At 32.3% G+C, this 24433-nt stretch carries 21 protein-coding genes; 11 read left to right on the top strand and 10 right to left on the bottom strand.

Annotation, left to right across the window (positions count from 1 at the left end):
* Positions 1–15: 15 nt before the first annotated feature.
* The 3 genes from F6P99_RS10680 to F6P99_RS10670 form a co-directional block, all read right to left on the bottom strand.
* Entirely contained in the window at positions 16–471 is a 456-nt protein-coding gene (locus F6P99_RS10680; RefSeq protein ID WP_152287466.1) for a MarR family winged helix-turn-helix transcriptional regulator, read from the bottom strand.
* An 83-nt stretch (positions 472–554) separates the two neighbouring features.
* The gene (locus F6P99_RS10675) at positions 555–1214 is read right to left on the bottom strand and encodes a response regulator (RefSeq protein ID WP_152287465.1); all 660 of its coding nucleotides are present in this window, start codon (positions 1212–1214) and stop codon (positions 555–557) included.
* Positions 1202–2998, bottom strand: coding sequence for a tetratricopeptide repeat-containing sensor histidine kinase (locus tag F6P99_RS10670; RefSeq protein ID WP_226913061.1), 1797 nt, complete (start codon positions 2996–2998; stop codon positions 1202–1204). The genes F6P99_RS10675 and F6P99_RS10670 overlap by 13 nt, the downstream gene beginning before the upstream one ends.
* 758 nt (positions 2999–3756) lie before the next feature.
* Here F6P99_RS10670 and F6P99_RS10665 point away from each other — a divergent pair.
* The gene (locus F6P99_RS10665; protein ID WP_152287463.1) at positions 3757–4218 is read left to right on the top strand and encodes a MarR family winged helix-turn-helix transcriptional regulator; all 462 of its coding nucleotides are present in this window, start codon (positions 3757–3759) and stop codon (positions 4216–4218) included.
* Between the two features lie 5 nt (positions 4219–4223).
* On the top strand, positions 4224–4802 hold the full coding sequence (locus tag F6P99_RS10660) for a YceI family protein (protein ID WP_152287462.1): 579 nt from the start codon (positions 4224–4226) through the stop codon (positions 4800–4802).
* A gap of 42 nt (positions 4803–4844) precedes the next feature.
* On the opposite strand, the gene F6P99_RS10655 is transcribed toward F6P99_RS10660, so the two are convergent.
* Positions 4845–5135: a DUF3817 domain-containing protein gene (locus tag F6P99_RS10655; RefSeq protein WP_317162584.1), complete on the bottom strand. Its 291-nt coding sequence runs from the start codon at positions 5133–5135 to the stop codon at positions 4845–4847.
* 166 nt (positions 5136–5301) lie between these two features.
* Between F6P99_RS10655 and pheT the strand changes: the two genes are divergently transcribed.
* The 4 genes from pheT to F6P99_RS10635 all read left to right on the top strand — a co-directional run bounded on the left by pheT (position 5302) and on the right by F6P99_RS10635 (position 10750).
* Positions 5302–7728, top strand: a complete 2427-nt coding sequence (gene pheT / locus F6P99_RS10650) for a phenylalanine--tRNA ligase subunit beta (RefSeq protein ID WP_152287461.1) — start codon at positions 5302–5304, stop codon at positions 7726–7728.
* 248 nt (positions 7729–7976) lie between these two features.
* Entirely contained in the window at positions 7977–9008 is a 1032-nt protein-coding gene (locus tag F6P99_RS10645) for a quinone-dependent dihydroorotate dehydrogenase (RefSeq protein ID WP_152287460.1), read from the top strand.
* 71 nt (positions 9009–9079) lie between these two features.
* Positions 9080–9577, top strand: a complete 498-nt coding sequence (locus F6P99_RS10640; RefSeq protein WP_152287459.1) for a ferritin — start codon at positions 9080–9082, stop codon at positions 9575–9577.
* Positions 9578–9934: 357 nt separating this feature from the next.
* Positions 9935–10750 (top strand): beta/alpha barrel domain-containing protein, encoded by an 816-nt coding sequence (locus tag F6P99_RS10635; protein ID WP_152287495.1) that lies wholly within the window; start codon positions 9935–9937, stop codon positions 10748–10750.
* A gap of 35 nt (positions 10751–10785) precedes the next feature.
* Here the strand turns inward: F6P99_RS10635 and F6P99_RS10630 are convergent, their stop codons facing one another.
* Positions 10786–14076, bottom strand: coding sequence for a DUF4955 domain-containing protein (locus F6P99_RS10630; protein WP_152287458.1), 3291 nt, complete (start codon positions 14074–14076; stop codon positions 10786–10788).
* Positions 14077–14323: 247 nt separating this feature from the next.
* On the opposite strand from F6P99_RS10630, the gene F6P99_RS10625 reads away from it, so the two are divergent.
* From F6P99_RS10625 to F6P99_RS10610, 4 genes are all read left to right on the top strand, one after another.
* On the top strand, positions 14324–15592 hold the full coding sequence (locus F6P99_RS10625) for a DUF4856 domain-containing protein (RefSeq protein WP_152287457.1): 1269 nt from the start codon (positions 14324–14326) through the stop codon (positions 15590–15592).
* 101 nt (positions 15593–15693) lie between these two features.
* The gene (locus F6P99_RS10620) at positions 15694–16812 is read left to right on the top strand and encodes an imelysin family protein (protein WP_152287456.1); all 1119 of its coding nucleotides are present in this window, start codon (positions 15694–15696) and stop codon (positions 16810–16812) included.
* A gap of 71 nt (positions 16813–16883) precedes the next feature.
* Positions 16884–19346, top strand: coding sequence for a TonB-dependent receptor domain-containing protein (locus F6P99_RS10615; protein WP_152287455.1), 2463 nt, complete (start codon positions 16884–16886; stop codon positions 19344–19346).
* Between the two features lie 11 nt (positions 19347–19357).
* Positions 19358–19807, top strand: coding sequence for a heme-binding domain-containing protein (locus F6P99_RS10610; RefSeq protein ID WP_152287454.1), 450 nt, complete (start codon positions 19358–19360; stop codon positions 19805–19807).
* A 64-nt stretch (positions 19808–19871) separates the two neighbouring features.
* Here the strand turns inward: F6P99_RS10610 and F6P99_RS10605 are convergent, their stop codons facing one another.
* The 5 genes from F6P99_RS10605 to F6P99_RS10585 all read right to left on the bottom strand — a co-directional run bounded on the left by F6P99_RS10605 (position 19872) and on the right by F6P99_RS10585 (position 24009).
* Positions 19872–20840 (bottom strand): sterol desaturase family protein, encoded by a 969-nt coding sequence (locus tag F6P99_RS10605; protein WP_152287453.1) that lies wholly within the window; start codon positions 20838–20840, stop codon positions 19872–19874.
* Positions 20841–20911: 71 nt separating this feature from the next.
* The gene (locus tag F6P99_RS10600) at positions 20912–21250 is read right to left on the bottom strand and encodes a hypothetical protein (protein WP_152287452.1); all 339 of its coding nucleotides are present in this window, start codon (positions 21248–21250) and stop codon (positions 20912–20914) included.
* Positions 21243–21530 (bottom strand): hypothetical protein, encoded by a 288-nt coding sequence (locus F6P99_RS10595; RefSeq protein WP_152287451.1) that lies wholly within the window; start codon positions 21528–21530, stop codon positions 21243–21245. Before F6P99_RS10595 ends, F6P99_RS10600 begins: the two co-directional genes overlap by 8 nt.
* Before the next feature lie 5 nt (positions 21531–21535).
* Positions 21536–22693 (bottom strand): acetylornithine deacetylase, encoded by a 1158-nt coding sequence (argE, locus tag F6P99_RS10590; RefSeq protein WP_226913058.1) that lies wholly within the window; start codon positions 22691–22693, stop codon positions 21536–21538.
* The gene (locus tag F6P99_RS10585; protein WP_152287450.1) at positions 22693–24009 is read right to left on the bottom strand and encodes a DEAD/DEAH box helicase; all 1317 of its coding nucleotides are present in this window, start codon (positions 24007–24009) and stop codon (positions 22693–22695) included. Before F6P99_RS10585 ends, argE begins: the two co-directional genes overlap by 1 nt.
* A 52-nt stretch (positions 24010–24061) precedes the next feature.
* Here F6P99_RS10585 and F6P99_RS10580 point away from each other — a divergent pair, with 52 nt between their 5' ends.
* Positions 24062–24292: a VF530 family protein gene (locus F6P99_RS10580; RefSeq protein WP_152287449.1), complete on the top strand. Its 231-nt coding sequence runs from the start codon at positions 24062–24064 to the stop codon at positions 24290–24292.
* Positions 24293–24433 lie beyond the last annotated feature (141 nt).

Raw genomic sequence — 24433 nt, 5'->3', positions numbered from 1 at the left:
GTAGGATTTGTTATGTTATTCTCCTCTAAGTTTATCAATCAATTCATTTAAAATGAGTGACTCTTTGTAATTTAAATGTTTTGTAATAGATTCTGTATGTCCTGTGATTTGTAGGTCAATTTGCTCTAATAAGTTTAGACCTTTTTTTGTAATTCGGATTTCTACTCTTCTTTTATTTTTCTTATCTGTCCTTCTAGTTACAAAACCTTTTAGAATAAGCTTGTCGATCAAACGTGTTGTGTTGCTCATTTTTGAGATCATTCTTTCATGGATGTCGGTTAAATTTATCGGTCTTCCTTTTTGACCTCTAAGTATTCGTAATATATTGTACTGTTGAGACGATAAACCAAACTGTTTGAAAAAAGTAACATTTTTTTCATTTACCCAGCTTCCAATATGCATTAAATTGATAACCGTTTTTGTATCAATATCAAGAACAATTGTTGATTTTATTTTTTTCTCTATGGACATTTTTATTGCTTAAATTAACATTTGTTAATAATGCAAAGTTAGAGAAATCGAGGACGGCCTAAAATACGTGCTACCACGTATTTTTAAAGTAAGTCTATTGAGTTTTTGTTAGTTAGAGCCCAGTTTGTCAGAGAATTTGTACCACCTACTAATTCAAGTTTTTGAATGATATTGCTTCTATGCTTTTCAACTGTTCGAACTGATATTGATAAATAGTCTGAAATTTCTGCATTAGAGAATTGCTTGGTTACCAATTTTAATATTTTTTTTTCAGAAGTTGTAAGTTTTTCCACTAAAATCAAATCATTTGGTAAATTTTCATTTTGACTTGTATCTAAAGATTTGCTCAAATAAAAAACATTGTTTTCAATAGAATTTATGCATTTTTCAATTTCTTCGAAATCGTCTTCTTTTAGTAAATATCCATTTATATTTAGTGATTTAGCTTTTTCTAGATATTCTGATTGTTTGTGGAATGAAAGAATTATAAAATTAGTTTTACAACCTTTTTTTCTTGCTTGTTCTATCACCTCAAATCCATTTAGCTCAGGCATGTGAATATCCAACATAGCGATATTCGGTTCGATGGATAAGATCAGTTTTAATGCATTCTTTCCATTAGTAGCTTTGTGTACATGCGTATAATTATGAGAATGCAACTCATGAACCAAACCATTTAAAAGTAATGGGTGATCATCTGCCACAACAATGGAAATATCTTTTTTAGAATTTATTTTTGACATGGAATTGATATTGTTGTTTGAGTGCCCGATGGTTTTTTATTTTTTATATGAAATTTTCCATTCAGGATTTTAGTTCTTTCTAGCATAGTTTTTAGACCAAGGCTGTTTTTTTTGTTCAGCTCAGAGGTGATATCAAATCCAGTACCGTTGTCTTCAATTTTGATATAAATGAGATTTTCAATTTTTCGAATTTTTAAAGAGATAGCAGTAGATTTTGAATGTTTGATGCTGTTGGCAATAGATTCTTGTATGATTCTAAAGATATGTATCCCCATGTTGGTATCACAATAGGTATCGACATCCTCAATGCTCATAGTGAAAAAATGCTCTGTATGTTGGTCAAACTCATTTACAAGAGTTTTGATAGCGGTAGTCAGCCCAATATTTTCGATGCTTTCAGGATGTAGTTCTCTAGAAATTGACCTTAATTCCGACAAAGTACTGGTAGCTAGTTTTTCTAAATTTTTATCATTAAGTGACTTGATGTTCCTGGTCAATAACATCAATTTTTGCCCAACACTATCATGCAAATCTCTCGCGATTTTAGTCTTTTCATTTTCTTGAGCTTCGATCAAGTTTTGTGAATAAATACGTTGAAGAGATTGTTTTCTTTTCGAGTACTCGTTTTTTTTGTACAAAAATAGAATCCAAAAAATTGAAATTAATCCTAAACTACCAAATATCAACCAAAAGGTGATGGTTTTATTTTTCGAAGTTAATTGGTGTATTTGTGATTCTGAAATTTGCTTTTGTTTTTCATATCTTAAACTATCTCTTAGTTTTTCTTGATCAAATTTGTAAGTTAATTCTAGAGCTTTTATTTTTTTTATTCCCTCTTTGTCTAATATAGAATCGGAGTATTTTTTATAAAGGATATAGTTTTTGTAAGCGTTTTTATAATCGTTTTTGAATTCTAAAATTTCAGATTTTTTTTTGTAAGCTATTTTTAACCTGTCTTTGAACTGAGACTTTTTCGCAATTTCAATCAGTCTATCGCAGTATGATAAAGCAAGATCGTAATTTTGTTTTTTGAAATATTCGACGCTAATATTGTATAGAGTCGTACACATTGACGCTTCATTTTTGGTTCTAGAATAGTACTCTAGGTTTTGTTTATTTAATAGTAGACTTTTGTCCGAGTTATTCTGTCGGCTATAAAGAACAGCCAAATTTCCATTTACACGGTAGATATTTGCTTCGTTTTTTAATTCTTTGAATATAGTTTTCGCTTTTTTATAAAAATACAAAGCAGAGTCCAATTGGTTAGACTTTCTGTAACTCACCCCAAGCATGTTGTAACTGATGGCTAAATCATTTTTTTTGTCTTTTAGTTTGAGTCTTATGTCAATAGCATCTTTGTAGTGTTTTATAGATGTCTCGTAATCATTTAGAAATCGATAAAGTACGCCCAAATTATGGTTTAGGGCAGACACATTGACAGAATCGTTTAATCTATTGAAAATCGATTTTGACTTTAAGTAATAATCAATAGCTTCAGTATAGTCAGATTTTCTTCGATACATAATTCCAAGATCTGCATATATCGTTGCGATTTGATATTGATTGTTCGTTTTTGAAGCTAACTTCAGCGCAGTTTTTAAATAATCATTTACTTTAGAAAAATCTCGATTTAGATGATATTCTCCCAATGCAATAAGCGCGTTGGTTTTAAGACTGTCGTTTGATGCTTCAATTAAATTTTGTTGAAGTGCTTCAATTTTATCTTCAATAGTAGGCTGGTGTGTTGGTTTGTTTTTAGAAGTTGTTTGAGAAAAACAGTTCACCAACAGAATAATGTTTAGAACAAAAAAAACTATTTGTTTCACAGAGCGCATAAATTTCGATAAAATATAAATGTAATAATAACTTATGAATTATTACCTGACGAAAATATTTTCGACGCTCTAAAAATATTAAGAGGAACGTTTACTCTGAAAACTTCACAGTGTAAATAAAGATTAAAACAACACATGCAACGATACACCCTTGTGCAGGGTAAAATCATTTTAAATATGGATAGTTTTGTAGATCGCTTTCTGTATCTAGAATTACAAGTTGGACAATGTTTACTCATGATTGTTTCTGTGCAAAATTTACTGCTCTATTTTTTTTGTTTTTTATTTATTTAAGTGGTTAAAGTTGGTTATGTTGTTATATGCTTGTTATTCTATGTCGGCATTATTCCAATAATGGTTTTCGTAAAAGAATCGTTTCTGTACTAAAAATCTTTTTTTAAGCACTGAGCACGTGATGTACTGAGAGCCACAATCTAAGCAACGATACACAGTAGTACATGGCAAAACCTTATTAAAAAAGCTTAGCTGGGTAGAAATTCTTCTTTCCTTTGAACTACAATGTGGACAGTTGCATAAATTACTCATGGCATACAATTATCAATTACATTACAAAGATACAATACGATGATTAACATTTGTTAATTATTTTGAGTTTTAAACTTGTATGTACAAGTATTTAATGGTTTTTTCTTTTTGAATATAATATTATTGTATATTTGTTGTCTAAACAATAGTTGTATATACAAATGTTAGTCGAAAAACAATTAAATCAAGAGAGTAAACTGAATTCTTTTACGAAAGTAATATTGAATTTAATGTATACGGGCAATTGGGTGAATGAGAAATCATCTGAATTTTTTAAGCTGTATGATTTGACATCACAACAATTCAATGTTTTACGAATTTTAAGGGGGCAGAAAGGAAAGCCAATAAATTTGCAAGACATACAACTGCATATGATTTCTCGAATGAGTAATACAACACGGCTTATTGAAAAATTAAGGATAAAAGGATTTGTAAATAGAGTAGCTTGTGAAACCAACAGAAGAAAAATTGAAATTACAATAACCCCTGAAGGATTAGATTTATTGGCTACAATTGATGAACCAATAAAAACCCATGAACAAAAAGTAACAGAAAGTTTAACAGAACATGAAGCGAATCAATTAAACATATTATTAAATAAATTAAGAACAAATAATAAATAACAATTATGAAAACAAGAATTTTAAAATCAACAGCAGTAGCAATTATAGCGGTTTTGGCGATGTCATTTAGTGCTATTAAAACAGAAAAAAAAGAAATCAAAGCATCAGAAAGTGCAATTCACTGGGTTGGTGAAAAAGTAACGGGAAAGCATGAAGGAACTATAAAGATTAAAGAAGGTTTTTTAGAGTTCAAAAAAGACAAGTTAGTAGGAGGAACAGTAATCGTTGATATGGAGACAATTACTGTAACTGATTTAACAGGAGATTATAAAAACAAATTGGAAGGTCATTTAAAAAGTGATGACTTTTTTGGAGTAGCGAATTATAAAACTGCAAAATTAGTATTTACAAAAGTCTCAAAAGATGATGATAATGAATACGATGTTGAGGGAGAAATAACGATCAAAGGAATCACTGAAAAAATTTCTTTCGAAATAGAAATTGAGGGGAATACTGCTAAGACTGATGTAGAAATCGACAGAACAAAATTCGGAATCAAGTATGGTTCTTCAAGTTTTTTCGACAATTTAAAAGACAAAGCAATTGACAATGAGTTTGACTTAGATGTTAAGTTGGTTTTCTAAAATTTTAAATCGCATAAAAAAGCCGCTGAACAGCGGCTTTTTTTATGCGTTGATATCTGATAAATATTTTTTGTCGATATAAAATGTACCAAACGGAAGCACAGATGCAAAGCATATGAAGAAAAAATCTTTAAACTTCCATTTTACTTTAAACTTATAATAAACTGCGAAAAAAATATAAGCAATAAATAAAAGTCCATGTGCCATACCTACAATCTCTACCAAAAGAGGCTTGTCTAAAATATATTTTACTGGCATCGCAATACCGAATAATAATAGCAAAGAGATTCCCTCTGCAATGCTGATTGTTCTAAATAATTTAATAATGGTCATCGTTTTTTTTGCGAAGATACAAACTATCTTATTTTATCCCTTATAGAAATCGAATTAGGCAAAACATGTCATTAATAATTACCCTTAATTTTAAATAAGAGTTCCTGTTATATTTTTAATGCTTTCCGTATATTTGCCGCCTATTTAAGAACTTTATTTCACAAGAATGAAAATATCATACAATTGGCTAAAACAATTTTTAAAAATTGATTGGGAAGCTGTAAAAACTGGAGAATTACTTACTGATTTAGGATTAGAGGTTGAAGGAATTGACAGAATAGAATCTATCAAAGGTAGTTTAGAAGGGGTTGTTGTTGGAGAAGTTTTAACTTGTGAAAAACATCCCAATGCCGATAAATTAAGTGTAACAACTGTAAATATTGGAAAAGAGGAACCCGTTCAAATAGTTTGTGGAGCACCGAATGTAGCCGCAGGTCAAAAAGTACCAGTTGCTACTGTGGGAACAGTTTTGTACGATGACAAAGGTGAAGGATTTAAAATAAAGAAAGGGAAAATTCGTGGAGAATTAAGTCTAGGGATGATATGTGCTGAAGATGAGTTAGGACTTGGTAAAGGTCATGATGGAATTTTGGTTCTAGATGATGCTTTAAAACCGGGAACTCCTGCTGCTGAAGTTTTTGATATTGAAATTGATGAGGTTTTTGAAATCGGATTAACTCCGAACCGAGCAGATGCCATGAGTCATTATGGTACTGCACGAGATTTAAGAGCAGGCTTGATACAACAAGGTGTTTCTTTAGAGTTAATCTCTCCTTCTGTTAGTAATTTTCATGTAGATGAAAGGAAATTAAAATTCGATATTGAAGTTGAAAACAAAGAATTGGCTCCTAGATATTGCGGTGTTACAATAACAGATGTAAAAGTAGGCGAGTCTCCAGATTGGATAAAATCTAGATTGAATGCGATCGGGTTAAGTCCGATCAACAATGTAGTTGATATAACAAACTATGTGCTACATGAATTGGGACAACCTTTGCATGCTTTTGATGCAATGAAAGTTAAGGGGAATAAAATTTTGGTTAAAACCTTAGAACAAGGAACCAAGTTTACAACTTTAGACGGTGTAGAAAGAGAGTTGCATAACGAAGATTTAATGATTTGTGATGGAGATTCTAATCCATTGTGTATCGCAGGTGTATTCGGAGGAGAAGATTCTGGAGTATCAGAAAATACAACTTCTATCTTTTTAGAAAGTGCATATTTTAATCCGGTTTCTGTTAGAAAATCTGCCAAAAGACATGCCTTAAACACAGATGCTTCTTTCCGATTTGAAAGAGGGATAGATCCGAATTTCACAAAATATGCTTTGAAAAGAGCAGCCTTGTTGATTACTGAAATTGCAGGTGGTACTATTTCTTCTGATATTGACGATTTATATCCTACAAAAATTGAGGATTTTGAGTTGTTACTTTCATACGAAAATGCTGCACGTTTGATTGGTGAAAAATTACCAAATGAAACGATAAAAAATATTTTGGCTTCATTAGAGATTAAAATAAATAGTGAAACGGAAGGTGGATTAGGTTTAACAGTACCTGCATATAGAGTAGATGTGCAACGAGAGGCTGATTTGATTGAAGAAATTTTACGCGTATATGGGTATAATAACATCCAATTTTCACATAAACTAAATACTTCAATTTCATTTTCAGATTTCAATGGAGTGAAAGTTGAAAATATTGTTGGGAATCAGTTGAATGGGCTTGGTTTTCACGAAATCATGTCTAATTCGCTTACCAAAGCTTCATATATAGAGCATTCAGAAAATTTAAACCCAGACAACAATGTAGAAATGTTAAACCCTTTGAGCAATGATTTGGCAGTGATGCGTCAATCATTATTGTTTAGTGGTTTAGAGTCTGTTGCATACAATATCAATAGAAAAAACAACGCATTGCAGTTTTTCGAATTCGGAAAAACATATCACAAATTTGAAGATAAATACGAAGAGTTAAAGCATTTATCACTTTTTGTTACCGGAAATAGAACACAAGATTCTTGGTTGAAAACGAATAAAACATCTGATTTCTTTTATGTTAAAGGTGTAGTAAATTCTGTTTTGGCTAGGTTAGGGGCAACTGCATTAAAAACGACTCCTACTAAAAATGATGTTTTTTCTGAAGGAATTACTTTGAGTCTTGGAAAAATTAAATTGGCTGATGTTGGAATTGTAAAACAAACTATTTTAAAATCTTTTGGAATCAAACAAGAGGTTATCTATGTTGATTTTAACTGGGATAATGTTTTGAAAATTTCTAGCAAAAAAGGGGTCAAGGTAAAAGCATTGCCAAAATTCCCAGCTGTGAAAAGAGATTTATCGTTGTTAGTTGATAGTACGGTGACTTTTGGCGAGATTTACAATTTAGCCTTTCAATCAGAAAGAAAATTATTGAAAGAAGTTGATTTATTTGATGTTTATGAAGGTAATAAACTTCCTGCCAATAAAAAATCGTATGCGGTGAGTTTCTTATTACAAGACGAGCAGAAAACATTGAACGATAAGCAAATCGACAAAATAATGCAAAAACTACAAGCAACATTTGAAAAGAATGTAGAAGCTAGTTTGAGATAATATATCATAAGTCTTTTAAAAAAAAACGTACCCTGAGCTTGACTCAGGGTACGTTTTTTTATGTGAAGCCATTGGTATTAAAATTTAAAAAGACGTTGTCTCCCAGGTTTTGGTTCTTTGTGTAGCGAAGTTTCAGATGATTAAATATTGAAAGACATCAAGTGTTTTGAAAATTGGCTCTCTGATGGTTATTTCGTAAATTTGCAGCGTTCTTAAAATAATTAAGAAATCTTCTAAAGAAGTTATCTATGTACAAATCGATTATACGACCTATACTTTTTCAATTCGACCCAGAAAAAGTACATTACTTTACATTTTCTGTGATAAAAAATATTTCAAAAATCCCTGGAATATCTGCATTGATAAAAGGAATGTTTCAGGTAAACGATGTACGTTTAGAAAGAGAATTGTTTGGTTTGAAATTTAAGAACCCAGTTGGATTAGCTGCTGGATTTGATAAAAATGCAGTATTGTATAATGAGTTGGCGGATTTCGGTTTTGGTTTTATTGAGATAGGTACTGTAACTCCTAAGGGACAAGCAGGAAATCCTAAAAAGAGATTGTTTCGTTTGAAAGATGATCAAGGAATTATCAATAGAATGGGGTTCAATAATGAAGGATTAGAAGCAGCTATTGAAAACCTTAAAAAGAACAAAGGCAAACTGATCATCGGTGGAAATCTTGGTAAGAATACAGATATTCCGACGGAGCAATACACGCAAGATTATTGTGAAGTATTTAAAGGTTTACATCCATATGTAGATTATTTTGTGTTAAATGTAAGCTGTCCAAATGTAGGAAGTCATGCTAAATTACAAGACAAAGATTATTTGATTGAATTAATTGAAGCTGTACAAGATTTGAATAATAAAGAAGCCATTCAAAAACCAATCTTGTTAAAAATTGCACCAGATTTAAATGATCGTCAATTGGATGAAATTGTTGACTTGGTGGCAGAAACTAAGATTGACGGAGTAATTGCATCCAACACATCTACGAATAGAGAGGGGTTGAAAGCAACGGATGAACAGCTCGACACAATTGGTAACGGAGGTTTGAGCGGTAAACCAATTGCTGAAAGAAGTACCGCAACAATAAAATATTTAGCAGATAAATCGAATAAAGCTTTTCCAATTATTGGAGTAGGGGGAATTCATTCTGCTACTGATGCATTAGATAAAATCAAAGCTGGCGCTGATTTGGTTCAGATTTACACAGGGTTTATATATGAGGGACCAAGTTTGATTAAAAAAATCAACAAAGCAATTTTAAATTCTTAATCAAAAAAAAAGAATTTTAATATTTATTTTTTTGAACTTTCTTTTATATCTTGGATTTAAAATTATTTAAGATGAAAACAAAGATTCAAGATCTATTAAATGATCAAATAAAATACGAAGCAAGCGCTTCTATGCAGTACTTAGCAATGGCTTCTTGGGCAGATAATAAAGGATTTAGTGGTGTAGCAGATTTTTTCTATGCACAATCTGAAGAAGAAAAAGCACACATGACGAAATTGGTCAAGTTTGTCAATGAAAGAGGAGGAGAAGTTACAATTCCTCAATTAGATAAACCATTGGATAGATTTGAAAACCTCAATGCGCTTTTCGAACATTTTCTCAAAAGTGAAATGTTTGTAACTGAACAAATTAACAAGGTTATTTTTGAATGTTTACAATTAAAAGATTACAACGTTCATAACTTTATGCAATGGTATGTTACTGAGCAATTAGAAGAAGAATCTACAGCTAGAACGCTGCTAGACAAACTTAATATTATTGGAAGCGATAAAACCGGACATTACTTATTTGATAGAGATATCAATACGATTGCAACTGCTACCGAATAATTATTTTTGTTAAAATACTGGCTACTAGAAAAATATTTTATACTTTTGTCTTTATTTATTCTAAATAAGAACAATTTATATGGGGCCAGTATTGATTTCTCCTTGTGTTATTAGCGGAGATTGTGCAACTTCTTGTGGTAAGAAGAAAAAGAACAAGTGTTGTAAAAAATATAAAAAAAGTGGAAAAACCAACTGTAAACGTTGTCCTAAAATCTAGCATCAGCTAGATTTTTTTGGTTTAAGAAGGTTCTAACTCTAGAATACGTTGGTTATATTTGTTTGGATTTAAATTTCTCAAAGCTTTTGATTACTGAAACTAATAATAAGGTAAAAATTATTGAATGTCCTCGTGATGCGATGCAGGGGATAAAAGAGTTTATACCCACTAATAAAAAAGCCAACTACATCAACGCTTTGTTAAATGTTGGTTTTGATACGATTGATTTCGGAAGTTTTGTGTCTCCAAAAGCGATTCCGCAAATGAGAGATACAGCTGAAGTTTTGTCATTATTAGACTTACAAGATACTGAAAGTAAATTGCTGGCCATAGTTGCCAATACAAGAGGTGCGATGCAAGCGGCAAGTTTCGAAGAAATATCTTATCTAGGGTTTCCATTTTCTATTTCTGAAAATTTTCAGATGCGTAATACGCACAAAACGATCAATGAATCAGTTAAAGTTTTAGAAGAAATCATATCTATTGCTGCAAATTCTAATAAAGAAGTAGTGACCTATTTGTCTATGGGGTTCGGAAATCCATATGGAGATCCTTGGTCTGTTGAGGTAGTTGCAAAATGGACGGAAAGATTGTCTCAAATGGGAGTGAAAATTTTATCGTTATCTGATACTATTGGAAGCGCAACACCTGATACGATAACATATTTATTCGAAAATTTAATTCCTGCTTATTCAGAAATTGAATTTGGAGCGCATTTACATACTACATACGACTCATGGTTCGATAAAATTGATACTGCATTCTTAGCAGGATGTAGACGATTTGACGGTGCCATTAAGGGATTTGGAGGGTGTCCAATGGCGAAAGATGAATTAATAGGAAATATGCCTACTGAAAAACTTTTGTCATACTTTACTTCTAAAAATATTATAACTCATACAAAACCAATGAGTTTTGAAAGTGCATATAATGCTTCGTTAGAAGTTTTTATTTAAAAAAAGCCTAACAGGATGTTAGGCTTTTTGATTTATTACAACTTGATTATTTTTTTTGTGATAATTTCATCATCCGAGAATAGCTTCAGGTAATATATGCCTGAAGATATATTATTTGAAGAAAAATCAAACAAAAGTAAATTGTCATAGCTGGTGGGCTCAATTTGTATTAATTGCCCGAAATTATTTAGCAGTAATATTTTTTCAAAATGCTTATTCGTTTTGATCCAAATTTTATTTGAAAATGGATTAGGATACACTTCAAGTGTGTTTTTTTCGTAAGTACTTTGTTTAAGAAGGCTTAAGGTTTTTGCTAATGGTGATATATTTTGATTTGCAGAATAGGTTCTCCATTTTATATTGTCAATTGCCATGGTGTTACTATCCGTAGCTGAAGAGACATTTTTAATATGCAGATTGAAATCTCCTGAAATGTTTATGTTATCGAAGACTAGATTTGTACTCGCTGTACCAGAAAAGCTCATCACGGTATCTTTTACAGTGTTGTTATTTTGTAAGATACTTATTTGAATTTTTCTTTCTCCACCGATATTTTTCCATAGACTTTTACAATCGATTGAAAGAAAACTGATACCGCCAATAATCGTACTTGACTCAATGCTATTGTTAGGTTTACTTAAGCCAGACATATAAACGCATTTGCTATTATCAATGTATTTTCCGCTAGTCTTTTTTACATCCTGTAAGCTCCAAACAATACTTTCTATTCCTGAGATAGTTCCATTCCAACTATTGTCGGCTGGTGAATCGTCAAATTTTTCTAAGAATTCTTGTTCTGTTTTGAATTTGATTTCCCTTTTTGCTGATTTATTTCCGTTGTTATCTTTTGCTTGAATAAAATAGGTGTGTTGCGTGTTTTCTGATAGGTTTGTTAAGTGATATGAAGTACTTGACGTAGTAGCAATTGGCGAAGCATTATTTAATTCAAATACATCATAAGTCACGATGTTTGAGTCGTCATATGAAGGTGTCCAAATCAAAATACTGCTATCGGTAGTAGTTTTTATAGCATTCAGGTTGTTGATATTTGAAGGAGGTGTTTCGTTTTTTGTAAATCCTGAATAATTGGTCCATTTTATATTATCTATTGCTATCGTGTTATTTGGGTCTGAAATATTTTTTAATTTTAATGTAAAATCACCAAAAACCTGTAAGGAGTTAATATTCAAGGTAGCTTCATTTTCAAAAGTCAAGGTATCAATAATTTTATCGTTAATCATTACCAAAATTTTTCGAGTATTATTTTGAGTTCCCCACAGCGATTTACAATCTATAGATAGACTGCTGATACCACCTTCAATAGAAGAAGATTCTATTTGGTTATTCGGTTTATTCAGGGATTGTATGTAAATACATTTGCTACCATTTACATAGGTACCACTTGTTTTTTTAGTGTCGGTTAAGCTCCAAGTAACATTATTTCTTCCGATTAGTGTGCCTCCCCATGAGTCATCAGCCTCAGACAATTCAAAATCCTCTAAGTATTCCTGGTTTTCTAAATGATCTAAGGAGTCATACATCCATTCGGGTAAATTATTGTTTCGTCGATATGCTAATTGCGCTTCGTAAATTGACTCAATGTTGTGGTTTTTATCTCCTATAATAGCGTGAGTAACTTTCGTTCCATTGGATTCAATGATTTCACAGTCATCTGGATCGGAAAAAGTGATTCCTTTGGTTCCTACTAGTATCGGCTGAATTGCCATTGTATTGTATCTTTCATTGTTCACCCAGAAATCAATAGCTCCTGTTTCACCCCGTCCAGCATCATTACCTGTACCTTCAAAATTCCATAAGACCAATTTTTTTAAATGATTGGGGACTTCGGTTTCATTTCCTCCTGCGTGAAAGAATATACCTCCTTTACAATTGTCGAATAAATTCGCTCTGGGTTGACTGGCATGCATTTCCATTCCTGTATGTCCATCCATAGGATGTGTATTTCTGTATATTACATTTCCTATGGATTGTTTACTAACACCAGCTCCATGCCAAATTCCTTTACCATTATTTCGGAAAAATATGCTGCCAGAGTCAGCATTGTCAACAGCGATGTTGTTCCCCGTTGAATTGTCTTCATTTAAGGCGATCAAACATTTAGTAGAACTTGCAGCTGTTATGAAATTGTGACCAGGGTAATCTCCTGTGTATTCGTTGTTGATAGCTGTACAATTTGCAGAATTTTTAAAAAGTACACATTGTGACATTTGTGAGAATACTACATTTTTTATCCATCCATTTACAACTCCGTTAAATTCGATCCCGCTCCAACCAGAAGTTCCGAGGTAGGAATATTTTTTTCTGTTTGCAGTGTTAACAGTTTCTCCTAAATCAATTAATGTTTTACTTGATGTGCTATGATGCATGTGTTTAGAGGTAAAACCACCAGTGTACTTCAAGTCTTGAATGCCAACTTCTTTAAGTTCGTTGAAACTATAAATACCCCAATCGTTTCCTGAAACTGGTTTTAATATAGGTTCATGAAAAATAAGTTTGTTGCCTTGAATGTCTTTGATTTTGTGATATTCAATCGAGCTAGACCCCTTTTTCTTGATACTTAAATCAAAATCGTCTTCGTATATATTGTCTACAGTTTTCGGACTCAAATCTTCTGTAACTAAAGCTAAATTATCAATGGTTCTTAGGGATATCCATTCCCCGATTTGTAATTCAGCATGGTTTGCATCGATATCACTTTGTGAAATTTCAATTGAAAAGGAATTTAATTTGGCAGAACCCGTGACAGTAGCAATTTTCTTTTGAGAAGAAAACCAAAAGTCATCTGATTTAAATTGAAACAAATATGGGCAATTGTAATCTGCTCCATTGGTAGACTCTAAATATTGAGAATGAATCAATTCAGTTCCACCTATTCCAGATCCGCTTCCTTGTATCACAATATTGTTTTCAGTTATAGAAATGATAGAGCTGTTATCTGTTGTTGTGTTTACATAAAACTTACCGGGTGGGAATTTTACAATGGCTTTATTTTGCGGATTTTCTTTTATATAATTCTCAGCCGCGGTAATTGCTTCTCGAATTTTTAATTTGTCATCGATCATGTCATTACCATCTGCTGCGACTAAAAATATTTTTGCTCCATCAGAGGTTAATTCAGCAATTGTTGGTATTGATTTGTCGCCATAGGCATATCCAGCATATGAAAATGTTGGAAGAGTCGAAGTTCCATCATATTGATGGTTTACCCAATCTTCATATAATGTAGAGGTTTGAGAATGAGTTGTTTGAACTTTCATTAATAGCATGACAGCAATGAGCAATACTCTTTGTTTTGTTTTTTTCATGTTGGTTTGATTTTAGTTTGGTTGGTGAAAGTTCAATTTTATTCGAATATAATTTAAGGGGTATATCACTCAAATAAAGAGGTTAAAGTGTTCATAATTAAGCTTGAAAACGAAATAGAGCTATTTTATAATAAAATATTTTAAATCTTTATTTTAATTTATTCTAAATAAGTTTTGTTAAATCGCATTCTTGTGTATCTTTGCGGCAAGAAAATTAACTATTTGTAATAAATCTAAATAAAAAGAAATGCAAAAGAATTTAATCAAGGCAGGAATTTTAGCTGGAATGGTATTATTGTTTACAGCTTGTAAAGATGATGGTAATGATTTAGGAGATGGAAATGGAGATACAGGAGTCATCACAAACGTAAATGATATTGAGTATGATTTCAATGTACCATCAACGTATGTTTTTGAAAGAAATAATGAAACTACTGTAAGTTTTTCTGGACAATCACAGAGATTGGCGATGAACAAAGAAATTTTGAGCTATTTCTCTGTTACTTCAGGGAAAACTACAGCTGAAATAGAGGCTGCTTTTGCACACGAGGCAGGAAATAATGATTTTATTGATGCTGGTAGTTTAGGATTGAATGCATCATCTAAAAATGTAAAGAGTAAAATTGCAGCTTCTGACGATTTGTTTGGAAGTGATGCTGTTGCAAAAGAAGCTATTCAAGCCGTATTTTCAGCGTATATAGCGAGTCAAGTAGCTGATGTCGTTCCTAACAAAGACAATACTGCTACTGAAGGTAATGCTGGAATGATTGCTGATGGAAGCAGCACACGTTATGTGAATGGGAAAGGATTAGAATACAATCAAGCTTTTGCAAAAGGTTCTATAGGGGCTTTAATCGTTGATCAAGTATTGAACAACTATTTAGGTACTACTAGAATCAATAACGAAGACTATATTTCTAAAAATGATGCAGAAACTTTAGAAGAAGGGAAAAACTATACGAAATATGAGCACCACTATGATGAAGCTTTTGGGTATGTATATGGAGATCCATCAGTAGATTTTGAAAGCCCAATTAGTTACGAAAGCGATTCATTTTTATTCAAGTATATCACTAGAGTTGAGTCAGATACTGATTTTTCAGGAATTCAAGAGCAGATTTTTAAAGCATTTAGAATTGGTAGAGCAGCGGTTGTAGCTCAAGATTACGATGTGTTAAAAGATGCGGTTACAGTATTGCAGTACCAGATTTCAAAAGTAATTGGTGTTAGAGCTGTGTACTATTTACAAGCTGGTAAAAACGCTTTAGCGGCACAAGATTTCGGTGGAGCATTTCATGATTTATCTGAAGGATACGGTTTTGTATATAGCTTACAATTCACAAGAAATCCAGAGACGGATGCTCCTTATTTAAGTGCTTCTGAAGTAAATTCTTTGATTGCTAAATTAGAAGCAGGAAATGGATTTTGGGACTTAACTGATGGAACTGTTTTAGATGAAGTTTCTGATACTATTTCTGCAAAATTTGACTTTACTACAGCGCAAGCTGCAGATTAATTAGATATAAAAAATTATATAAAATAAAAGTGATTGTCTTTAACTATTAAGACAATCACTTTCCTTAAATTTGCAAACTCTTAGAGAAAAATATTTTTGAGATGAAACATGTTATTTACACCCTGGTTTTAGTAGTTTTTTTGGTTTCTTGTAAAACAGAAGGAGCTATGGAAGATTGTACGAAAGACTCTTTTGATAGAGGTGCTTTATTGACGAATTGGGCGGATAATATTATCATTCCATCTTATGATCTATATGTAAGCGAATTAATGGATTTAGAAGCTACATCTAATGCGTTTATAGCAAGTCCAGATATTCAAAAGTTAGAAACATTACGAGCTGATTGGTTAGCAGTTTACACTACTTGGCAAAATGTTTCAATTTACGAGATTGGACAAGCCGAAATTTCGAGACTTCGAGATTATACGAACACCTATCCATTGGAAGCTACTTTGGTAGAAAGTAATATTTCTTCTGGGAATTATAATTTAGAACTTTCAACAAATATAGCCGCACAAGGGTTGCCTGCTTTAGATTATTTGTTGAATGGTATAGCAGCGACAGATGCCGATATAGTAGTGAAATATAGTTCAGACCCAAATGCGACGAACTATAAAGCGTATTTATCAGATGTTGTTTCAAGATTGAAATCAATGGCGATTTCCGTACAAACAGATTGGAAAGGAACTTATCGAGGTATTTTTATAGCCAATGACTGTTCGTCTTCTACGGCTTCAGTAGATAAATTGACAAATGATATGATTTTCAATTTAGAAAAGGTTACAAGAGCTGCTAAAATTGGAATTCCAATTGATTTTTTTGGTCAGCCACCAATGATAGCTCCAGAAAAAGTAGAGGCGCTTTATAAACAAAATGTTTCAAAAGAATTATTGATTGCTTCTATCAAAGCTTCACAAGATTTATTCAATGGGAAGTTTTTTAATACTGAAGAAGAAGGAGAAAGTTTAAAATCGTATTTGGATGAATTGCAAATCGAAGCAGGAGGTAAACTTTTAAGTGTTGTAATCAACGATAGATACGATGCCGCAATCGCACAAGCAGAAACATTGGATGACGATTTTTACATGGGAATTCAATCTGATCGTACGAAGTATAAAATCACGAGAGACAGAATTCATAGTATTATTGAAGTTTTAAAAACCAATATGATTTCCGCATTGGGTATCAAAGCCGATTATAACGATTCAGATGGTGATTAGTTCTCTTAAAAATACAATTTATCTAAAGTTCAAAAATTTTAATTTTTGAACTTTTTTTGCAAAATATATTTATGAAATTCAAATTCATACCTTTTATTTATTTCATCTGTGTTGCTCTGTCAATACAGCACTTGTCAGCTCAAAAAATATTAAATAAGATTCGTGTATCTGTAAAAGATATCGAAACAAATCAGCCGATTGCTTTGGCCCAAGTTTTATTGTCGTCTGGAAAAGAATTAGGAGTTACAGATGCAGAGGGAAGTATTGAAATAGAAAGTATGCATGAGGGGAAAACATATTTTGTCATTTTTTCATATGAGTATGCAATTTTAGAGACACAAGTAGAGATCTCGTCAAACAATAAAGAAATAATTTTTAAGATGACTCCTCTTGGCGAGGTATTGAGCGAAGTAGAGCTAGACAATCATAAAAAAGAAATTTTTAACCTAAAAAGATTGAAACCTGTTGAAGGTACTGCAATTTATGCAGGTAAAAAGACCGAAGTAGTTTTGGTGGAACAGGTGATCGGAGGATTGGCTACTAACAATGCCCGACAAGTCATGTCTCAAGTTGTAGGGATGAATATTTTTGACGCTGGTGATGGAGGTTTGCAATTGAGTGTAGGAGGTAGAGGATTAGACCCAAATAGAACTGCAAATTTTAATACGCGTCAGAATGGGTATGATATTAGCGCTGATGTATTAGGTTATCCTGAAAGTTATTATACTCCGGCAAACGAAGCTCTATCTGAAATACAGGTGATTCGAGGTGCGGCATCTTTGCAGTACGGTACCCAATTTGGTGGTTTGATTAATTTTAAACTAAAAGAACCTCAAATCAACAAAGAAATAGAATTGGTGTCTAGGAATACGGTGGGTTCTTTTGGCTTGTATACTAATTTTACGAGTGTAAACGGTAGTATAGGAAAATTTAGTTATTACGCATATTATAATTTCAAACGTGGTGATGGATACCGTGAAAATTCAAATTTTGACTCGCACAATGCGTTTGCACATTTAGAATATCGATTCAATAAAAAAACTAAAATTTCGTTTGAATCTACTTATTTAGAATATTTAGCCAAACAGTCTGGAGGTTTGTCAGATGTACAATTTTTAGAAGATCCAAGACAAAGCAACAGAACACGAAACTGGTTTGCTGTAAATTGGAATTTATTGGCTTTAAAATTAGAGCACAAACTTACATCTAAAACAGAGTTAAGTCTGAACGTTTTTGGATTGAATGCAAGTAGAAAAGCTATTGGATTCATTGCAAATTATAATTTTTCTGAGCCAAATCCTTTTTTAGATGTTGATGAGCAAGACAATGAAGGAAACTTTATTCATGAACGTGATTTATTAGTTGGGCAATTTAGAAACTGGGGAGCCGAAGCTCGATTGTTAACGCATTATGATATCAATGACAGAGAATCTGTATTCTTAATTGGTACGAAAATTTACAATGCAAATAATACCTCTCAACAAGGTCCTGGAAGTAAAGGAACTGATGCTGATTTTAACTTTTACTCAGACAGATATCCAGAATATCCAAATCAATCTAGTTTTAACTATCCAAATTTTAATACAGCCGTTTTCGGAGAAAATATATTTAATATTTCAGATAGTTTTTCGATTACTCCAGGATTTCGATTTGAATATATCAAAACAACTTCTGAAGGAGAATATCTCGACAATACAATTAGCGAGTTCGTTCCAGATAATAGAAGTTTTAATAGGAATATATTTTTATTGGGTATAGGGGCGAGCTATAAGCCCGACAATTATTTTGAATTGTACGGAAATGTATCTCAAAACTACCGTTCGGTTACATTTAGTGATATCCGAACTACAAGTCCTTCTTTCGTCGTATCAGAAGATATTACCGATGAAAAAGGGTATACCAGTGATGTTGGGGTTCGTGGAAAAGTCGGAAAGAACTTGTCGTACGATGCCAGTGTTTTCGGATTGTTATACTTAGGGAAAATAGGAACTAATTTTACAGATCGTGTGGGTTGGGAGCGCTCGAATATTGGAGATGCTTTCATTTATGGGGTTGAATCATTGTTCGATTTTAATTTGAAAAATATCTTTTGGGAAAATTACAAGCAGATAAAGAATAATGTATTTATAAACACAGCGTTTACGAATTCTCAATACTATAAGTCTGAATTGAATGGAGTTGAGGGGAAAAAGGTAGAATTTGTGCCTTTGGTAAATTTAAAAACAGGAACAAATTTTGGATATAAAAACTTTATGGTCGGTGTTCAATATACCTATCTTTCAGAGCAATATACAGATGTTACCAATGCTCCTTATAATCCGAACAATGCAACTTCGGTAGAAGGTGCAATACCTGCATATGATATTTTGGACCTTTCTTTTTCGTATGTTTACAAAAAAATACGTGTGGAAACCGGAGTAACCAACTTATTGAATAATTCTTATTTTACTCGTAGAGCTACTGGATACCCGGGGCCTGGTATTATTACATCAGATCCTCGAGGCTATTATTTTACATTTGAATTTAAACTTTAAAAAAAGTAAATATGAAATTTAACAAGAAAAACATTTTAAAAGTTATCGTTGCTTTATTGGTAATCATTCAGTTTTTTACGATTGATAAAACTACAACACCGGTCGATACCACTAAAGATTTTATTAGTGTAACGCAACCACCTGCAAAAGTTGCAGAAATTATTAAAACTTCTTGTTACGATTGTCATTCAAACCAAACAAATTATCCTTGGTATACGAATGTAGCTCCTGTTTCTTGGTGGGTTGGTCATCATATTGAAGAAGGAAAAGAGCATTTGAATTTTTCTAAATGGGCGGATTATTCAGATAAAAAAGCTGACCATAAATTAGAAGAGTTTTATGAAGAAGTAGAAGAAGGTGAAATGCCTTTAGAATCTTATACCATTGTACACGGTGAGGCAAAACTTTCTCAAGAAGACAAAGAATTGTTGATTTCGTGGGTAAAATCTTTGAGAGAATAATTAATTTTTTTTAAAAAAATATTTCAAAAAGTACCCTGAGCTTGTCGAAGGGTACTTTTTTATTTCACAATACTTTTGACTTACGTTCAAATAGTAGTTTATAGATGTTTTTAAACGGCATCCATAAGTTTTTTAGAAAAGAGTTGTAGTTTTTATTGTCTTCTTTACCTAGACCGAATGTAACTTTTTCTACCTGGTTTGAACGAATGAGTGTTCCAAACATCCAATCCCAAATAGCCAATCTTGATCCTAGGTTTTTATCGAAATGTTTTGGGTTGTCACTATGATGAACCTGATGCTGAACAGGACTTATAAATATATATTCTAAAAAGTTGAAAAACTTTAAACGAACATGAGAATGTCTTAAGTTAGCTCCCCAAGCATAAAAGGCAAAACTAAAAACATTGACTCCTAAAAAGGTCCATTTACTTATTTGATGATCAGATAAATAATCAAAGATACCTGTAGTTACTCCAAATACAAGTATACCTTTTATATTATTGGCTAACAATTCAATCGGATGCAATCTGTACTGTGTAAATGGATTCATACTCGTTGCTGAATGATGAATTTTATGAAACTCCCATAAAAAAGGAACTTTATGAAAAATGAGATGTACTACATAGGTCATAAAATCATTCAACACGGAAAGACTAATTGTGTATAAAATGAGTGTTTGTGCAGTAGATAAACTAAAGCTGGCATAACCAAAATGACTCAATAAAAAGTCATTTGTATTGAATGCAAGCTTCAACCCGAATAGTAAAAACGGTGCTATTAAAGCAAGTTTGAAAAAACTATTAAAAATAATCAGCGAATAATCAACAAAGGCAGATTTACTCAACCAAACTTTTTTATTTAAAATGTAATTTAGAAAAGAACCTTTTCTGTTACTTCGATAAAAAACGTACGCAGCCAGTAGTAATGAACTTATTAAATATAGAAAATACGTTCTTTTACCAGGTGAGGTTAAATAGTTAATTACTAGTTGTAAACCATCATTAAGAAAAGCGATAATTTCTTTGTACTCCATACTGCAAATTTACGAAGCAGCATTTTATTTAAAGAATCTATTTAGAATAATTTTAAATAAAAAAGGTGTGCTTATTCAAAAAGAAAATCAACATCAATACTTGCATCTAAGGCATCAAAAGGCTCAATTTCTATTTTATCAAAAAAATGAGCAATCAGATTTCTTTTCACAAGTTCTTTGTAATAATCATCTAGTATCGATACTTTGCATTCATGGTGTTCTACTCCGTTTGCTAAAAACGTAAATCTATCTATAGAAGTTAATGTACAGACAGCAGTGTCGGTTGTTAGTAATTCTTTTATGTTAAAGAGCATCAAATTAGATTGATGGTACTCTTTTATTGTCATAATTTTTCCATCATCGTGATGGTGATGTTCATGATCGTGATGTTCGTGGTTGTGCTTACTCAAAATATTTGTTTATTTCTGATTCAGAGAGATTGTAGTTGTCAACTTTATGATGTACAAGTATTTCTTCGATTGCATCCGTTTTAAATTTCAGTATGGCTTTGTTGATGTCTTTGCCTTCTAAAAACTGTTTGAAACAGGTATTGTTATCATTTTCTAAAACTTCGTTTGCAATATTCATCGTTTCACGATACAATACAACCAATCTAAACTTTTTGGTTTTACTTTTTTTATCGTATCCAAAACCTAAGATATAATCATTTCTAAATTCTTCTACTGTCATTTGTGTTATTTCGAAAAGCTAGCGATCAGGTTTTCTAGCATGGTTATACATTTTGATAATTCTTCTTTTGAGACATATTCATTTGCCCGATGCGCTTGGCCTATAGATCCTGGTCCGCAAATAATACTCTCTATCCCTGCTTCAGAAAACTGTCCTGCTTCAGCAGCATAAGCGACAGTCCCTAAATTATGAATTGGGTTGATGTTTTTCAATAACTGTACAATAGAAGTGGTGTCTGCTGTATCAAGTGCAGGTACTGGTGGATGTTGCTCTTTTGTTACAATAGAAAACTCAGGATAGCGTTTTTGCAAGATTTCCTCTCTTTCATTACAATACGCTCTAAAATCTGTAATTATTTGATCTAATGAGTCTTGAGGTATTACTCTAGCATCCCATGAAAAATGAGCTTTATCTGCAATTACGTTTGCTGCGATACCACTGTTTATTTGTCCGACATGAAGAGAAGTATGGGGTGGTGTGAAACGATTGTCAATACTACCGGCTTCGATAAGCGATTTCATTTTAGCTTCTATCCATAAAATCAAACGAGCTGATTCGTGAATGGCACTTACTTCTTTTAAGATACCGCTACTATGTCCTGCTGAACCAGACACATAAGTATCGTATAGCGAAATTCCTTTATGACCGATAATAGGTTGCATTAATGAGGGTTCACCAATCAATGCAAATTGAGGTTTTTCTGAGTAAGAACTAAGTAAATTTTGAATTAATTCTGGTGCCGCTAAACAACCAATTTCTTCATCATAAGAAAAGGCAAAGTAAATAGGTTTGGTTAATTTCGCTTTAGAAAGTTTGGGTAGTACTGCCAAACAACAAGCTAAAAAACCTTTCATATCACAAGTACCACGTCCGTATAAGTTTCCATCGTTTTTATCTGTTAATTCAAACGGATTACTCGTCCAGTTTTGACCTTGAACCGGAACTACGTCGGTATGTCCGGAAAGTATGATTCCTCCATCTACATCGGGTCCTATTTTGCAATGTAAGGAAGCTTTTGTGTTACTGTCGTTTGGGACTAATGTAGTTTTTATTCCAAAAGATGCTATATATGTCTGGATCCATTGAATGATAGACAGGTTGCTTTCGCCTCCTAAAACAGGAAAAGAGATTAGTTTTTCTAAGAGTTGTTCAACAGTCATCATTAGCGTGCTATTTCAATTTTAACCTTTTTATTTTTAATTTTTCTAGTTTTTGCTACTGTCAATAAACGTTTCGATTTATTACGTTTAATGGCTACATAGACAGAATAATCTTTTACTTCGATCAAGCCTAAATCATCTTTTTTCATAAAGTCAAATTGCAAACAAAACCCAACGACATCCATTTTATTGATTTTGTCTTTTTTACCTTTGCTTATGTAAATGGTAATCCATTCAGGTTTCTGGATTGTTTGTTTTATAGATGCTATAAATTCTTTAGGTTCAGCGGCAATGTATTCGGGTAAAAAATCAGTTTCAGTACGAACTAAAATACTAGTTCCCGTAGCTTTCATTCTTGCTGTACGTCCATTTCTATGGGTAAATGTACTTTCTTGTTTAGGTAATTGGTAATGAATTACATAATCTAAATCAGGTATATCGATACCTCTGGCAGCAATGTCTGTAGCAATAAGAAATTGAGCAGAACCATTTCTGAATTTTAACAACTCTAACTCGCGTTGAGGTTGTTCTAATCCACCATGAAAAATAGCATATTCAATTTTTTCATCGTCCAATAAATCACAAATGCGGTCACAAGCCTCACGGTGATTACAAAAAACAATGGTATTGTTGTTTGTGTCAAAAGTTTTTAAAACTTCAATAAGTTTTTCAGCTTTTTCATCTACGGGGGTAATGATTTGTTTTTGAGTTAATGCTGTTTTTTTATCTGAAGAATAGTTGAGTGTATGAATGTTTGAAATTTCTAAGAAATCTGGAATGTCAATTGCATTTGTTGCAGATACTAACAAATGACCTTTTCTATTCGGAACGTTTTTTATGATTGATTCCATTTGCTTGATAAAACCAAACTCTAAAGATTTGTCGAACTCGTCAAAAATTACATGAGAAATATCTGATGTATCGAAGGTTTCACGTTTTATATGATCTTCAATGCGACCAGGAGTTCCAATTAATATCGTAGGAGGTGTTGAGAAATTTTTTCTTTCCACCGAAAAAGGATGCCCACCATAACAAGCATTTGTTTTGAAAGGTAGTTTCATTTTTTTGACAACTGCCTCGATTTGCAAGACCAATTCTCTTGTCGGAGCTAGAATCAATATTTGAACATTGTCTGAAGTATTAATTTTAGAAAGCGCATGTAATAAAAATGCTACTGTTTTTCCACTTCCTGTAGGTGCTAGTAACAACAAGTTAGCATGCTGATCGCTAGAAGTAAGCGTATCGTTTTGCATGTTGTTGAAAGCATCAAACCCAAGGTTTTTTAATAATACTTTTTGATTCGTTTTAAAATTATCCATTCGGCAAAGGTAATTCAACTATCTTTAAGCACTTCAAAAGTATTTCAAAAAAATGGAAGCACAACCAAATAACCCGATCCACGGAAAAAAACTCGATCAAATTTTAAAAGAGCTCGTAGCGTATTACGGTTGGGAACATTTGGGCCATAAAATTCAAATAGGATGTTTTAGAAACAATCCGTCGATTGGTTCTAGTTTGACCTTTTTAAGACGAACCAACTGGGCAAAAAGTAAAGTAGAGGCATTGTATATCGAAATGCATCGAAAAACGACGCAGTCTTAATGTTGGATTTGTTAGAATAAGCCATTGAAAACAAATCGATTAATTTTAAGAAAACATTAAATGTGAGATTCGGTTTTACGATTGCTTATGTACCGAATAAAAAACGTATATTTGCACGCAATTAAATGATAAATTTATTGC

The sequence above is a fragment of the Flavicella marina genome (assembly GCF_009193215.1).
Taxonomy (GTDB): Bacteria; Bacteroidota; Bacteroidia; order Flavobacteriales; family Flavobacteriaceae; genus Flavicella; species Flavicella marina.
Note: the sequence above shows the minus strand (reverse complement) of the source record. Positions and strands in the feature narration are given on the sequence as shown.